This is a genomic window from Vibrio sp. CyArs1 (genome assembly GCF_022432925.1).
GTDB lineage: Bacteria > Pseudomonadota > Gammaproteobacteria > Enterobacterales > Vibrionaceae > Vibrio > Vibrio mediterranei.
This window is the reverse complement of the sequence record NZ_JAKRBO010000003.1, coordinates 438,449-453,937: the sequence shown is the minus strand read 5'-3', so window position 1 is coordinate 453,937 and position 15,489 is coordinate 438,449. Positions and strand designations below refer to the sequence as shown.

Annotated in this window: 15 protein-coding genes and 1 pseudogene; 7 read left to right on the top strand and 9 right to left on the bottom strand. The window is 44.4% G+C overall.

The features are described from left to right. Positions 1–113 precede the first annotated feature (113 nt). Positions 114–1,646 (top strand): phospholipase D family protein, encoded by a 1,533-nt coding sequence (locus MMA19_RS12625; RefSeq protein WP_198558685.1) that lies wholly within the window; start codon positions 114–116, stop codon positions 1,644–1,646. Positions 1,647–1,708: 62 nt separating this feature from the next. Here the strand turns inward: MMA19_RS12625 and MMA19_RS12620 are convergent, their stop codons facing one another. The 7 genes from MMA19_RS12620 to MMA19_RS12590 all read right to left on the bottom strand — a co-directional run bounded on the left by MMA19_RS12620 (position 1,709) and on the right by MMA19_RS12590 (position 7,357). Next, on the bottom strand, positions 1,709–1,861 hold the full coding sequence (locus tag MMA19_RS12620; RefSeq protein WP_006069207.1) for a hypothetical protein: 153 nt from the start codon (positions 1,859–1,861) through the stop codon (positions 1,709–1,711). 174 nt (positions 1,862–2,035) lie between these two features. After that, a complete protein-coding gene (locus MMA19_RS12615; RefSeq protein ID WP_031494544.1) occupies positions 2,036–3,187 on the bottom strand; it encodes an arginase family protein in 1,152 nt (383 codons plus the stop codon). A 155-nt stretch (positions 3,188–3,342) separates the two neighbouring features. Next, positions 3,343–4,506, bottom strand: coding sequence for a MalY/PatB family protein (locus MMA19_RS12610; protein WP_124941801.1), 1,164 nt, complete (start codon positions 4,504–4,506; stop codon positions 3,343–3,345). Positions 4,507–4,573: 67 nt separating this feature from the next. Further along, positions 4,574–4,993, bottom strand: coding sequence for an N-acetyltransferase (locus MMA19_RS12605; protein WP_038226292.1), 420 nt, complete (start codon positions 4,991–4,993; stop codon positions 4,574–4,576). 4 nt (positions 4,994–4,997) lie between these two features. Then, entirely contained in the window at positions 4,998–5,453 is a 456-nt protein-coding gene (locus tag MMA19_RS12600; RefSeq protein ID WP_124941800.1) for a GNAT family N-acetyltransferase, read from the bottom strand. A 66-nt stretch (positions 5,454–5,519) separates the two neighbouring features. Further along, positions 5,520–6,746: an L-2-hydroxyglutarate oxidase gene (gene lhgO, locus MMA19_RS12595; RefSeq protein WP_240206365.1), complete on the bottom strand. Its 1,227-nt coding sequence runs from the start codon at positions 6,744–6,746 to the stop codon at positions 5,520–5,522. Positions 6,747–6,787: 41 nt separating this feature from the next. Further along, entirely contained in the window at positions 6,788–7,357 is a 570-nt protein-coding gene (locus MMA19_RS12590; RefSeq protein ID WP_240206364.1) for a TetR/AcrR family transcriptional regulator, read from the bottom strand. 87 nt (positions 7,358–7,444) lie between these two features. On the opposite strand from MMA19_RS12590, the gene MMA19_RS12585 reads away from it, so the two are divergent. Then, positions 7,445–7,975 (top strand): dihydrofolate reductase family protein, encoded by a 531-nt coding sequence (locus tag MMA19_RS12585; RefSeq protein ID WP_240206363.1) that lies wholly within the window; start codon positions 7,445–7,447, stop codon positions 7,973–7,975. A gap of 49 nt (positions 7,976–8,024) precedes the next feature. On the opposite strand, the gene MMA19_RS12580 is transcribed toward MMA19_RS12585, so the two are convergent. Further along, positions 8,025–8,909, bottom strand: a complete 885-nt coding sequence (locus MMA19_RS12580; protein ID WP_006069215.1) for a LysR family transcriptional regulator — start codon at positions 8,907–8,909, stop codon at positions 8,025–8,027. Between the two features lie 128 nt (positions 8,910–9,037). On the opposite strand from MMA19_RS12580, the gene MMA19_RS12575 reads away from it, so the two are divergent. Both MMA19_RS12575 and tatA read left to right on the top strand, forming a co-directional pair. Further along, positions 9,038–10,192: an arginine deiminase-related protein gene (locus MMA19_RS12575; RefSeq protein WP_240206362.1), complete on the top strand. Its 1,155-nt coding sequence runs from the start codon at positions 9,038–9,040 to the stop codon at positions 10,190–10,192. Positions 10,193–10,235: 43 nt separating this feature from the next. Further along, positions 10,236–10,370 (top strand): annotated as a pseudogene (gene tatA / locus MMA19_RS12570) (twin-arginine translocase TatA/TatE family subunit); the annotation flags it as partial. A gap of 85 nt (positions 10,371–10,455) precedes the next feature. On the opposite strand, the gene MMA19_RS12565 reads toward tatA, so the two are convergent. Beyond that, a complete protein-coding gene (locus tag MMA19_RS12565; protein WP_198558681.1) occupies positions 10,456–11,130 on the bottom strand; it encodes a fructose-6-phosphate aldolase in 675 nt (224 codons plus the stop codon). 163 nt (positions 11,131–11,293) lie between these two features. Between MMA19_RS12565 and MMA19_RS12560 the strand changes: the two genes are divergently transcribed. The 3 genes from MMA19_RS12560 (at position 11,294) to MMA19_RS12550 (ending at position 15,458) form a co-directional block, all read left to right on the top strand. Further along, positions 11,294–12,193, top strand: a complete 900-nt coding sequence (locus MMA19_RS12560) for a glycyl-radical enzyme activating protein (protein ID WP_124941793.1) — start codon at positions 11,294–11,296, stop codon at positions 12,191–12,193. A gap of 5 nt (positions 12,194–12,198) precedes the next feature. Continuing rightward, complete coding sequence (locus tag MMA19_RS12555) at positions 12,199–14,622, top strand: formate C-acetyltransferase/glycerol dehydratase family glycyl radical enzyme (protein ID WP_346657539.1); 2,424 nt, start codon at positions 12,199–12,201, stop codon at positions 14,620–14,622. 95 nt (positions 14,623–14,717) lie between these two features. Next, complete coding sequence (locus tag MMA19_RS12550; RefSeq protein ID WP_240206360.1) at positions 14,718–15,458, top strand: DNA-binding transcriptional regulator YciT; 741 nt, start codon at positions 14,718–14,720, stop codon at positions 15,456–15,458. Positions 15,459–15,489 lie beyond the last annotated feature (31 nt).

Genomic DNA, 15,489 nt, shown 5'->3' with positions numbered 1-15,489 from the left:
CAAGTGTGAAAAATATCAGTCAAAAGCCTGAGGATACAGTGCATTTGCCAATGGAAGTGGCTAAACTCGCTCTGCATTTTTAGGAAATCACAATTTAAAGTAACACTTTAACTATGCTCAATTTTTTGTCTATAAAAAACCTGTTTTCTGTTTTACTGATTATTGCCTTAAGCGGGTGTGTATCATCAAGCATTGATCCATCGAGGTACGAAAAATCCCCGTCCTACACAATCATCAACGACACACCCACACGCTTGGACGACTATTTCTCACGAGAAGTCGCCTCACACTCCTTGACCACTGAGACTGGATTCTATCCACTAGACAAAGGTCATGATGCACTGCTTGCTCGTCTAGCGATAATTGAAACCGCGCAATCTAGCATTGATGTTCAATATTATATTTTCCGTGATGATGAAGCCGGCAACTTAATTGCTTGGCGTCTGTTCGAAGCAGCTGAACGTGGCGTTAGAGTTAGGTTGTTACTGGATGACATGCAAAAGTACGATGACAGCGACCTAGTGCGCTTCAGCAGTCATCCGAATATTGAAGTACGCATGTTTAACCCGCATCACTTGCGATCCGCTCGTGGTATCGCAATGCTTAGTGACTTTGAGCGACTCAACCACCGAATGCACAATAAGTCGCTGACCGTAGATGGCGTGGTTTCCATTGTTGGTGGAAGAAACGTTGGTAACGAATACTACTCCATCGAATCAACGGTCGAGTTTGCCGATTTAGATCTACTTATGGTTGGGAAATCGGTTCGACAAGTAAATCGCCAATTTGATCTTTATTGGAATAGTGATTACAGCGTCCCTATTGAATGGATAACACCTCAGATGGAACACTACACCGACGCAGATGTAGATACTTGGGTTAAAAATCTAGGGTTAGAAGCGAAGTTCTCAGGCGGTATTTATGATTTTGCTAAGCTGCCTCTTTATACCGATCTCATCAATGGAACCATTGATTTGTATTGGGGTGAAAGTGACTTGTTATATGATCTGCCTAATAAACCGGACAGCAAACAGAGCACCCTAATCGATAGCCTAGGCGCCGTATTAGATGAAGGGGAAACCTCTTTAGTATTCATTTCACCCTACTTCGTTCCCACGGAGCGTGGTACCCAAGACTTGGTGAATGCCGTCAAGGATGGCCTAGAAGTCGTCATTATAACAAACTCACTGGCTTCCAATGATGTATTTGCCGTTCACGGGTGGTATGCCAAATACCGTAAAGATTTAGTGGAAGGCGGCGTGCAACTATGGGAAGTGAAATCCCATGCCGAAATCAAGAAGAATTGGAGCCTGACAGGGAGCAGCCGTTCAAGCCTGCACACTAAAGCCATGGTTATCGACAAAACCAAGATCTTTGTAGGCTCAATGAACTTAGACCCACGTTCCGCGCACTTGAATACGGAAATGGGCGTTGTTGTTGAACAGCCTGAATACGCACAAAAGGTCTATGATGAGATTATGCGAGAAATACCCACTACTGCGTATGAGATTGCCGTCAAGGATGGTGATGTGGTTTGGATAGATCATTCAACAGGTAAAACACTCACCTCTGAGCCTGATGCCAGTGTCTGGCGCAAAATGGGCGCGTGGTTCAGTGGCATACTACCCATTGAAGAGCAGCTCTAATGGATGGGATAAAAACTAAAAAAGGTAGCCTTGGCTACCTTTTTTCTCAATCTTGAAAGTGATTATGCTTTCTTAAGATCACGTGCTGGGTAAGTTAGAGACATGCCGTCTACTTTAACGTGAACGTAGTAGCCACCACTGCTCAAACCAGTAACAACCATCTGACCTAGATCGATACCTTTTGTTGCAACAACAACATCATCAATAGCAAACATTTTGAACCCTTAATTGGAAATAAGATTAACAGCAATCTTTCGGGCGCTATTGAAGCAAAGTTGATGCGTTTGAACTAATCTGATTTTTTGTCGTTTGGACAAGATTATTTTGTTGTGGCAGGCATAAAAAAACCACCGCTGCAGCGATGGTTTTTACTATTCATAATCAATATATTACAGTGACACTGAGCCGAATGCTTGATGCCAAACTGTGTGGCGATTCTCACCACCGTTTTCTTTCTTGCGCTCTTCAGCTAACCAGCATAGAAGTTCCCAACCAAAACCAGCAGCAATGATGCCATCTTTGTCAGTTGGATCTGTATCAGGCGTGTATTCTGCAATATCTGCTCCCACCAAACGTACTTTGCCTGATGCCTTTACTTTACGAATGATATCGTAAACTTGCAGGTGAGTAAGGCCGAACGGATCTGGGCTTGAGTTTGAACGACAGAATGCAGTATCCAGAGCATCAAGATCAAATGTAAAGTATACCGGACCACCGTCACCACATAGCTCGATGATCTTATCCGCAACAGCGTCTACGCCTTGCTCGTAAACTTCATTGGTCGTGAAACCTGTAGTCCCAAATGCAATATGATTACCTTTTACTAATGCTGTTTGACGACCACGCATACCAATTTGTACCGTGCGCTCTGGGTCCGCTAGACCTTCAGAGTAAAGCTTTGGTAACCAGTGACCTGATGTGTACGGGTAATCAAAGTCTGCACGTGTCGACAAGTCATAGTGTGCATCGAAGTGAATCACTCGCAAAGGACCATACTTCTCACCAAGCGCACGCATCGTTGGATATGGGATTGTGTGGTCACCACCAAAAATCAGTGGAGTACAGTCTTTTTCGACCACCATGTGGTGTAGAAGCTCGGTTAACTGCTCGACTTCTGCTTTGAGTTCAAATTGACCTAAGCTGTCCCAGTTACCATAGTCAGAAACGCGGCACCATTCGAATGGAATTTCACCGTTATCACCAACCGTTCCCATCCCCATTTTACTCAGGTGACGTAGACGCTGTGGTGCGAACTTGTGAGAAGAACCAGTTGGAGAGCATTTCTCAATACCCATTCCATAGATAACAACATCTGTGTTATCCAAATCTTGCGAGAACGGCGCTTGATAGAAGCCTAGGTAATCTTTATTGATGAAACTCATCTGCTCGATACCTTTGCCACCACCTTGCTCTTTAACACGAGCTAAGTAAGCCGCTACTTCAGGATCAAGGTTATCTGCTGCCGATACGTTTTCCCAAATATGTTTATATTTAGCAACTTTCTCTGGGTCAATTGCTGGCCACTTCTTAACATTAGACATGGTATTGCCTCTCATTTCTGTTGAACATCATCACTTTAGCGACTCTGTTATGGCAAAACCAGTAGCAAGGGGTATGTTACTTAAGTAACCCTGACACGTCGTCTGGTATCAGGGTTACCAATAGTAAGTCGCGCCACCATTTTAGTGATATCAGGCTAAGCGAATACTCGCTGTAGTCGCTCAATGGCTTCTACCACTCGCGCTCTCGGTGTTGCTAGATTAAATCGCAAAAACTGTTCACCGCCCGTACCGAATGACGAACCATGGTTCGCAGCAATTTTTGCCTCGCTCTGGACTTTTTCAATCACTTGATCAGGGGTTAAACCTGTACCTGAAAAGTCTACCCACGATAAATACGTCGCTTGCAAAGTCATAGATTGCAATCCATCAATAGCATTAATCGCTTCATCAAAGAGACGACGGTTTTCATCCAAGTATTCCACCAGCGCTTCCAACCATGCTTCACCCTGTTCATAAGCGGCCGTTGCCATCAGCATACCGATACGGTTAGGACCAACACCGGCAGCATTAAGAACACTCGTATACTGCGCTCGTAACGTTTCGTTTGGAATGATGGCGGCACCGGTCAAAGCGGAAGCGATGTTAAATGTCTTAGTTGTCGCCGCAAGGATAACCATATTCTGTTCATGTTTAGGAGCTGCAAGTGTTGCCACAATGTGCTTATTAGGAGGGAAAACCAGATCATGATGAATTTCATCCACTACTAATATCAAGTCATGCTGAGCACAAAACTCGGCCACCTCACGAATTTCATCCGCACTCCAAACACGGCCGCCGGGATTATGAGGGGAACACAAGATCACCATCTTTTCTCGGCCATTAAGATTAGCCGCTAAAGCTGGTAGATCCATTTTGTAGTGACCGTCTTCCTGTACTAGCGGACTCTCTACCACAACTCGTTGATTGGCATTGATAACGCGCGAAAAAGCATGGTAGACAGGAGTAAACAAAATAACGCCATCGCCAGGCTTACTATACGCCTGAACGCAGAGTGCCGTACCTTGTACCAATCCTGCACAGGTTACTATCCACTCGGGCTGAACACTCCATTGGTGTCGTTTACTCATCCAAGTAATAACGGCATTTCTATAGCGATGGTCATCACCATAGTAACCATTAACCCCGTTATCCGCGGCTTCCATTAAAACCTGATTGACGGCAGGCGGTGCTTTAAAATCCATGTCAGCGACCCACATGGGTAACCCTTCATCAGGAGAAACACCAAAACTACTCTCCATCTCATCCCATTTGGCCGAATGGGTACCTCTACGCTCTACAATCTCATCGAAGTTAAACATTGCTTATTTCACCGTCCATTTCGTTGGAGAAACAGTTTAACTCGTTGATATTCAGGGAACCAGACAGTTAGCCCGACATTGTCAATTGAATGTGACCTGTGTGGGGGTCAAGGCTTTCATCAACAATGCTAAAACCACAACGATGATAAAAGCCTATTGCACGACAGTTGTGTTTATACACCGACAGGGATAACGCCTGGCTTTTCTCTCTGGCATCCGTTATTAAACGCATCCCAATGCCGTCGCCTTGTGCTTGCGGGTCAACAAACAAGGCCGCTAAATTAGAATTTACCAAAGAATAAAACCCCAAAACCCGTCCGGCTCGCTCATATACAAAGGTATCTGAGTTCGGAAGGTATTTGTTACGCATATCGTCTACACGTTGGTGCCAGAATAGCGGCTCAACAAAATCATGCGCTTCTACTGACGCGCTGAGCCAAATCTTTAACACACTGTCTAAATCTTCTTCGCTAAACTCTCTGATCATTGACCTATTCCATATAGTATTTGAATCCGTAGTGACTTTTCTCGAAACCAAGACGCTCATAAAACTGATGGGCACGTTCACGAACTTGATTGCTAACAAGTTGAACTATCTTGCACCCTTGATATCTAGATTGCTCAATAGCAAACTCAACCAAAGTAGCCCCTACGCCTTTTCCTTGAGCATGATTTGCGACAAACACGCCTTCAATATTAGCTCGTATTTCGCCGTTATAGGTAAATTGAGGAATAAAACTCAGTTGCAACGTCCCAACGACGTTGTCATCAATAGTAGCGACATACAGGAAATGATCCTTAGATGTCGCAAAATGGTCAAATATCCGATACATATCGTCAGTAATTTGCTCATCGCAAGCTTGCTTTAATTCAGGCTTATCATCCCAAAACAAAGGCAGGATTGAAGGCAGATCATCAGAGTGGGCAATACGGATTTCTATGGTCATAACACGTTCACTTATTCAAATTGAGAAAGGTATCGTTAAGTATGCAGACCATTCATGACTAAAGCTTTACAGCTTAAAATCAACAAGTTGCTGCGCTACCTTGTCACAAATATACTCTCCAATCGGTATGGCGGATGTCGCTGCCGGAGAAGGTGCGTTACAGACATGCAAGCTTCTAGAAGTTTGAGCAAATAAAAAGTCGTGCACTAACGACCCATCTGCTTTGACGGCCTGTGCACGAATTCCGGCGGGGTAAGGTTTAAGATCATCCAAGACAATCGACGGGCAGTACTTGTGCACTAACCCTAAGTATCCGGGCTTCCAAATGGAATTTTTGAACTCATATAACCCAGTAGTTAAATGCTGCAACGTAACTTTCCAGTAACCTGAAAATGTCAGCATTTGCCAACAGTCACGCCAACTAATGTTAAATGAGCCGTAACCTTCTCGTTTCCAACCTTGCACTGCATTAGGGCCAACAGTAATAGAGCCATCGATCATTTTTGTTAAGTGAACACCTAAAAAAGGTAGCTCGGGATCGGGAATAGGATAGATAAGGTGGTTAACAACATCACGATGCTTATCAGCAAGCCGATAGTATTCACCGCGATAAGGAATGATTTGGAAGTCGGTTTTAATACCTATCATAGTGGCCATTCGATCCGCCATTAAACCTGCGCAAACCACTAGTTGTCGACATTTAAGAGTGTTCAAAAGGCCGTTTTGCAAGCAGGTTAACGTCACATGGTCGTCATACTCCTGCATCGCTTTTACAGACGTTGATAGCTGCACTACACCACCTAATAGCGAAAATTGCTGTGCCATCACTTCGGTAACCTTTCGATAATCAACAATGCTAGTTTCGGTCACTCGAATAGCTCCCAATCCCGATATATTGGGCTCTAACGCTGCTAACTGCTTTTGATCGATAAGCTCGACCTCAATTCCATTTTGTAGGCAGCGTTGATACAAACACTGCATCCGTTGCATTTCTAGCTCAGAGGTCGCAACAAGTAGCTTGCCACAGTTTTCAACGGGTATTTGGTGTTGATGACAAAATTCTATCGTCGCTTTAAGACCACGCTTACAGAAATCCGCTTTTAAACTGCCGGGTTGATAGTAAACACCTGCGTGAACAACGCCGCTATTGTGTCCGGTTTGATGCTGCGCCACATGCGATTCTTTTTCCACAACCAGAACAGAACTGTCGGGATAACGCTGCTTAAGCTGCCATGCGGTTGATACACCTACAATGCCACCACCAACCACAATAAAGTCGTACATGTCTCTCATCCTTGTGAAACTCGATATTGACTACCTTACTCCGCTGGCTGCTAGGAGGAAAGTGAAGGTGTCACAGCTTTTAAATACAGCGTTATTGACCCCTGATAAATGTCGTATTTCGCTTGCTGGTCAATCTCGGAAAACTGCATAGAGAATGCGAACCCATGCAAATAATCCGCAAGCAGACTCACTGCGTTTTGTTTCTCTGTCGTAGATAGATCAAGTTCCTCAATAACTTGATTGAACCGACTGATAAATACATTAGCGGGTCCTGCTGTTTTCATCTTGAACAGTGTTTCTAGCAAGCCCGGATATTGTCCCAATAGATCAAGATAACTCCAACCCAGTTGCTGTAACTCCTGTTGCCATTCTCGTCCTTCCTCCGGCAGATATATCCCCTCAACCAAAGATACTGCTACAGCTTCTAGCAACTCATCCTTGTTTTTGAAGTAATAGTAGATGGCCATCGCATCTATATTCAGCTCAGTAGCTAGCCTTCTGATACTTGGGATCTTTCCATCCATTTGCATCAAGCGCTTTGCGTTTTCCACTATCACTTCTTTGCTCAGCGTGACATTACCTTTAGTTGGACGTCCCCTTTTTTTGGCCTTGACAGTCATAAAAGATCCTAGCTAAACTAATATTAATTTCTACACTGTAGAATTATAGCAAAATGACCTTTAATATCAAATAGCGGAGTCTCAACAATGGCAAATATCGTATACATCGGAACCAGTCTAGACGGCTATATCGCAGACAAAAATAACGGTCTCGATTGGCTACATGATGTGCCAAACCCTGAGGGCTCAGATTTTGGTTTTGCGGAGTTTATGGACCGAGTTGATGGGCTCGTCATGGGCAGAAACACTCTAGAAATCGTTCTGAGTTTTGGTATTAAGTGGCCCTACTCTAAGCCAGTATTTGTGTTAAGTAATACACTTACTAAAGTGCCTGAAGGCTATGAAGACAAAGTCTTTTTGGTGAAAGGTAAGCTAAGCGACATCGTTAGTGACTTGAACTCGAAAGGCTACAAAAACCTCTACATTGATGGCGGTAAGACGATTCAGAGTTTCTTAGCGGAAGATCTAATTGATGAGATGATAATCACCACCATTCCCGTTCTGCTTGGCGGCGGCATTCCATTGTTTGGCGAGCTCGATAAACCATTGAAGTTCCAAAATGTCTCAGCAGAACGTTACGCTGATTGTATTGTTAAGAATCGATACGTTAAGGCTTAAGAATGACCACAGGTGCCAGAGTGATGATGCTCTGGTACCATTAACCACGTCAAAAATTCGCTATCTGTTTGATTTGGCCAACGAGCTGTTTTACGACTCGCCCCTGGTTCTTACTTGGTGCGCACCAAAGATCAATTCGGCACAGAATCTCGGTACAGGAAAACTCTGGATTAATAATGAGCAAGGATCCAACCTCTTGTCGTTGCTTTGCTAGAACCTTGGGAACAAATGCCCAGCCTAAACCTTGTTCCACCATATTCAATACATCCTCCTGATCCGTCATCACCCAGATTTCAGGAGATAAGCGTCCTTGAAGTGATAGTGAAGGGTTTTCAATCATGCTTTCACAACAAATCTGACGACGGGTTAATAGAGCCTCGTTATCGACGATTGCAGTATCCGCTAAATCGCTATCCGGCGCACAAACACAGCACATTTCCATGAGTGCGATATCAAAAAACTCCAATGATTTTGGTTCAGCTGCCGTCGCGCATTGCAAAACGAGGTCCAGTTCATGAAGCTCAATTCGGGATTGTAAGTTGGCATTAGTATCTCTCACAATATGGATAGCGGTATTTGGAAAATCGCTTGCTAGTTTTTGCAGGCCAGACTCAATCATGCAGCTAGGTATTAATCTATCTATACCAATTGTCACTTTGTCTTCCACTTGCTGAGCATAGCTAGTGGCCGCACTCTCAATTCGCTCGATATGTCTAACTAGTAAAGTGCATTGCTGGTAAAGCCTTTCTCCTGCTGAGGTCAACCGGGGATACTTAGTCGAACGATCAAAGAGATCGATACCTAATTGGATTTCAAGGTTTGATATCGAAATGCTGATAGCCGCAGGCGTTTTGTTGAGTAATCTTGCCGCTGCGGAAAAGGAACCTTGCTCGGCTGCAGTCTTAAAGATAAACAACTGTTCAGTACTTAACATCCGTTCGCTCCCTAATATAAATGTCCGTTTTCACCCTACCATCTTTAAATTTTATTTAAACTAACTTATTTAACCTTTCACTATTTCATAAGTATTGTAGCTCCATCTAAACCAACAGGAGCAAACCAATGACAACTTCAATGACTCGCAGAAAGTTCTTTTCACTCACTGGCGCAGCCGCCGCTGTCACAGGCGCCGCTGTTGTCGCACCTAAGGCGTTAGCAAATGCGTTAAAGACCGATACCGTTGCTACAAAAAGTACAAGCCTTGCAGACACCGCGAAGCGTATTCATGTGACAAGCGAATATGGCAGGCTAAAAGAGGTGATCGTCGGACGCACCCCGAAGTTTGATGATAAATACTTTAACTATAGCGATGGCTACGAAAGAAATATGCCTTGGCTTAAACCAGAAACAGTGACATTCCTAAAAGAGAACCCAAATTCAACATGGGGAGATGTATACGGTGTTGAAGGCTATGAGAAACTCGTCAGCCAAGTTGAAGGATTTGTTTCAGCACTAGAACAACAAGGAGTGAAAGTTATTAGGCCAAAGGCCATTGAAGGCAAAAATGCGCATTATATTGACAGCACAATCGATCAAATATGGCCTAGAGATGTATTTTGTACAGTTGGCAACAACGTCATCGTCAGTTCCCTTCGTATGAGTTTTAAGCGCAAGCAGCAATATGCGTTCACCGGATTTTATTCCAACCTCATGAAACAAAAACAATGTAAATACCTCTCTGCACCACAGGCAGGACTGGATATTTTTACCAACGATGCCATTGCTAATGAACGAGCAAACTCGGAAAACATTTGCCTAGATGGCGGTGATTTCTTTGTAGACGGAAAAAACATCTATCTTGGCATTGGTGAAGGCTCCAACATGAATGGCTATGAATGGCTCGAATCAATGTACGGTGACGAATACACGATCACGCCTTTAATGCTTGATGAGAAAGCGTTACACCTCGATTGCGCACTATCATTACTAAGTCCTAACCTAGCATTGATTTGTCGAGATTGGATTAAATCCGATTTGCCTGAAAGCTTGGCTCACTACACCTTTATTGATGTTAATGAGAAAGAAGCCCGTTGGTTAGCGGCCAATGGGCTGCCTATTAGCCCAGATACGTGCATTATGGACAAAGCACATCAACGTGTAATCAATGAAGTTCGCAAGCACGGACACAATGTCATCGAGGTCGAATTTGATATGCCCTCAATGCTTGGTGGTGCGCTACGCTGTGCAAGCCAGCCTATATACCGTGAGTCTGTTTAAACGCATTTCAGGTATCTCACCAATATGAACACGGGAGACTATCATGGGTGGAATTAGTGTTTGGCAGCTCGCGATAATAGCCTTAATTATCGCGATATTATTTGGAACCAGAAAGCTGAGTACGATTGGCAGCGATGTAGGGAGCTCAATTAAAGACTTTAAGAAAGCACTAAGCGAAAGTCGTACTAGTGATCATAATCTAGATTAACCGCGACTCCGCTGGTCTGACACAGCACTTAGCCATGGAGGGCTAATTGGCTTTACTAGCTTTCAAATGAAAGCTTGTCACTAAACACTTCCAACCAATCTTTATCAAACTGTGCTACTGCTGGTTCAATGGCTGGATGCGAGAACATTTGCGCCGCCACATCAACTGGTAAAGTAATTGCACCAATTCCCAACTTCATCACATCCATCGCCTGCTGGACATTCTTGAAGCTTGCAGCGAGGATTTTTGTTGAAAGTCCATGTTTTTCGATCAGCAATTGAAGGTCACGAACCACTGCAACGCCATCACCATTCATAGCATCAATACGGTTAACGTAAGGCGCAAGATAATCGGCGCCACACAATGCAGCCATGAATCCTTGCTGCACTGTGTATATTGCTGTAGCTAGAACCTGAATACCCTCTTGTTTCATTAACTTAATAGCAGCTAACCCTGCCTCCGTAGCGGGAACTTTTATCACCATATCGTAAGGAAGTTCACTTAGCTTCTTTGCTTCCGCTAACATTGAATGAGGATCTTTACTCACCACTTGAGCGTGAAAACGCGCCGTATCACCCAATACTTCTGTCATATTAGCAAGTGTCGTCGTGAGCCCCACCTTAGATTTAGCGACAATCGTCGGGTTGGTGGTCACTCCCTTTAACGGGAAACATTGGTTAAAACGTGCGGTCTCGCTGACATCCGCCGTATCTAAATAGAGTTCAATCATCTTCTATTCTCAAACCTTTATTTGAACATTATCAAGTTACCAACAATATAGATCTTGCCAATTTGATGGATCTTGATTTTGATCAAGACAATCTTCATATGAAGAGTTAAAGTTTCATTTAATGAAAGTATACAACTTCTTAAAATGAAAGATTGGATGGCACATGTATTTTAATATCCAAAGATTCTCTACTCATGATGGTGATGGTATTCGAAGCCTACTGTTTCTCAAAGGATGTAGCTTGGCTTGCCCCTGGTGCCAAAACCCAGAAAGTCGCAGTGCTAAGCATTCTGTGCTATTCGATAAACGCAGCTGTTTAAGTGACTGTCATCGCTGCTCGGACGCTTGCCCTTCAATTGAAGCTACACCAGAAGGCATCAAGATAAACAGAGATACCCTTGATGATTCACAAATCATTGCTTTGCGAAATGTGTGCCCGACACAAGCGTTAACCGTGTGTGGAGAAGATGCTCAACAAAAAATGCTGTTCGATACCTTAATGAAGGATAAGCCGTTTTATGATCAAAGTAGTGGCGGGGTGACTTTCTCTGGTGGCGAACCATTGATGCAGTCGGATTTAGTGGCATCCTTAGCCAAGCAACTCCAAGCTGAAGGCGTAAATACGGCTGTAGAAACGTGTATGCATGTACCGTGGAAAAACATTGAACAAGCAGCGCCCTATATTGATTGCTGGCTAACCGATCTTAAACACACCAATGAAACAAAATTCTTGGACTGGGCACAGGGTTCGCTGAAACGTATTAAGAGCAACTTCCACAAACTAGCGCCTATTGCAAAACGAATCATCATTCGTGTACCCGTAATCCCAGACTTTAATGACTCTCCCGAAGAGCTCGAAGACATTATTGATTTCGCAGCTGATATCGAAAACTGCACCGAACTACACCTGCTGCCCTATCACACACTAGGCATCAATAAATACCGTTTGTTGGACATGCCCTATTTATGCTCCGACAAACCACTCAACAACCCCGAGCTGCTTGAATACGCGCAACAGTACGCCAAGCAGTATCCACGTATCAACGTGATTGTAAGAGGCTAATGACTATGGAACTCAATTACTTACCTAAGCGTATTCAAGAACATAAGAAAGCTCTGGTTAATATTATTACGCCACCTATTTGTACCGAGCGTGCGCAAGCATACACCAAAGTCTACCAGCAGAATGAAGACAAGCCTGTTATCGTCCAACGTGCACTAGCACTGGAAGAACATTTAGCGACACGTACAATCTGGATCGATAATAATGAGCTAATTGTGGGTAACCAAGCCAGCAAACTGCGCGCGGCGCCAATCTTCCCTGAGTACACCGTACGTTGGGTTGAAGCAGAGATTGATGAGCTTGCTGACCGACCAGGAGCAGGCTTTGCTGTCACAGAGCAAGACAAAGACATTATCCACGCCCTTACCCCATATTGGCGAGGTAAAACGGTACAGGATCGTTGCTATGGTCTATTCACCGATGAGCAGCAAGCCATCTTGGCAACGACCATTATCAAAGCCGAAGGTAATATGACATCCGGTGACGCTCACTTGGCGGTCGATAACGAAAAGATCCTCGCCATTGGTTTAGATGGGCTCATTACCGAGGTGGACGATCATCGTTTAAATAACGATATTTCCACTTATGAAGGACTTAAGAAAGAGCAGTTTTATAAGTCGGTCGATATTGTGTTACGTGCAATTCAGCAACACATTTTGCGTTTCTCGGAGTTGGCATTGAACATGGCGCAACAGGAGTCGGATACTCAACGCAAACTAGAGCTTGAAACCATTGCCGCAAACTGTGAACACATTGCTTATCATCCACCTTGCAACTTCTGGCAAGCATTACAGCTCTGCTACTTTGTGCAATTGATGCTGCAAATCGAATCAAACGGTCACTCGGTGTCATTTGGTCGTATGGACCAATATCTCAATGATTTCTACATCACCGATATCAACAATGGCTCCTTACAACCTAGCTTGGCCACAGAGCTACTGCAAAGCTGTTGGTTAAAGCTGTTGGAAGTAAACAAAATACGCTCAGGGGCTCATTCTAAAGCCTCAGCAGGTTCTCCCCTTTATCAAAATGTGTGTATTGGCGGTCAAAAGCTTGATGAGAATGGAGTGCCAATGGATGCGGTCAACCCACTCTCTTGGGCAATTCTTGAGTCATGTGGTCAACTCCGCTCCACGCAGCCTAACTTGAGTGTTCGCTATCACGAAGGCCTGAATCAAGAGTTCTTAATGGGTTGTATCGAAGTCATTAAGTGTGGCTTTGGTATGCCAGCGTTTAACAACGATGAAATCGTTATTCCTGAGTTTATAAAACTAGGGGTCGAGCGAGAAGATGCCTACAACTATGCGTCGATTGGTTGTATTGAAACCGCGGTCCCTGGTAAGTGGGGTTATCGCTGCACCGGTATGAGCTTTATTAACTTTGCTCGAATCCTATTGGCCGCGTTAAATGAAGGTGTCGACGCCACGTCTGGAGAGTGCTTCTTACCTCACAGTAAATCACTAGAGAAAAACAATTTCGCTAGTATGGATGAAGTGATGCACAGCTGGGCAGATCAAATCCGCTACTACACCAGAAAGTCGATTGAAATTGATACCGTTGTCGACTCTGTGCTAGAGCAGCAGGCGCACGATATCTTTTGCTCCTCGTTGGTTGATAATTGCTTACCAAGTGGCAAAACCGTCAAGGAAGGCGGTGCGAAGTATGATTGGATATCCGGATTACAAGTAGGTATCGCAAACTTAGGCAATAGCTTGGCAGCCATCAAGCATCTGGTGTTCGATGAAAAGCAGATCAGCCAGCCGGAATTGGCGAAAGCGCTGGCGGAGAACTTTGAAGGTTCACAACAAGAACAGTTGCGCCACCAGCTGATTAACTTTGCGCCTAAATATGGCAACGACGATGACGCTGTTGACCATCTACTAGCGCAAGCGTATCAAGTTTACATTGATGAGCTTAAACAATTCGTTAATACCCGACATGGACGAGGCCCGATTGGTGGTGGGTACTATGCGGGGACCTCTAGTATCTCTGCTAACGTGCCATTCGGAGCCTCGACGATGGCAACGCCTGATGGCAGAAAAGCGTCAACTCCACTTGCTGAAGGAGCAAGCCCTTCGTCTGGCTCAGATCGTTTGGGACCAACGGCTGTATACAACTCAGTGGCCAAAATCCAAGCAAATCAGATTCTTGGAGGCGTGTTGTTGAATCAGAAACTTTCTCCTGCTGCTGTGCAGTCGGAAAGCGACAAACTGAAGCTATCCATGTTGATTCGAACTTTCTTCAATCATCATAAGGGGTGGCACGTTCAATACAATATCGTATCGAGAGACACCTTATTGGCAGCCAAACGTAATCCTGAACAGTATCGCGATCTCGTGGTTCGCGTTGCAGGATACTCAGCGTTCTTTACTGCATTGTCTCCAGACGCGCAGGATGACATCATCGCACGTACAGAGCACGACTTATAACAAGTTTCAAATAATGACTTTCAAATGAAATTGAAACGAAAGAGGGCTATACTGGCCCTCTTCTTAATTGATGCATGCAAACACCCGGAGCCTAAATGAATTCCAGACAGTCTGAAATCTTAAACTTAGTGAACGACAGAACACGAGTGCAAGTCACCGACCTCTCTGAGCTCACTGGTGTTTCCGGTGTAACCATACGTCAAGACCTAAACTATCTAGAGCAAAACGGCTACTTAAAACGAGTTCATGGTGCCGCTGTTTCCTTGCAAAGTGATGACATCGACTCGCGCCTTGAAGTGCATTTCGATATAAAACAGCAGCTTGCCAACAAGGCTGCTGATCTTGTTGCCGCTAATGAAACGGTGCTTATCGAAGGCGGCAGTGCCAATGCGTTACTTGCTCGTACACTAGCAGAAAGAGGTGATGTCACCATCATCACTCCTTCGGCCTACATTGCGCATCTCGTTCGTCATACCTCAGCCAACATCATTTTGCTGGGCGGTGTTTACCAACATCAAGGCGAAAGTTTAGTTGGGCCACTAACCAAGCTTTGCATTGAGAACATTCATTTTAGTACTGCGTTTTTAGGTATCGATGGCTTTGATATTGATACCGGCTTCACTAGTCGCGATATGATGCGTGCAGACATTGCCGATACCATCATCCAGAAGAAACGCCGCAATATCGTCTTAACCGATTCCAGCAAGTTCGGGCAGATCTTTCCGTCGTCGATTGGCGACACCAGCGAAATCTCCATTTTGTTGACTGATGACGCAGTACCAGAAAACATGGTTAAACATTTGCGCTCCCAGCACGTCGAGGTCATTATCGGCTAGCGATATTAATTCAAAGGCAATAGTATTAATA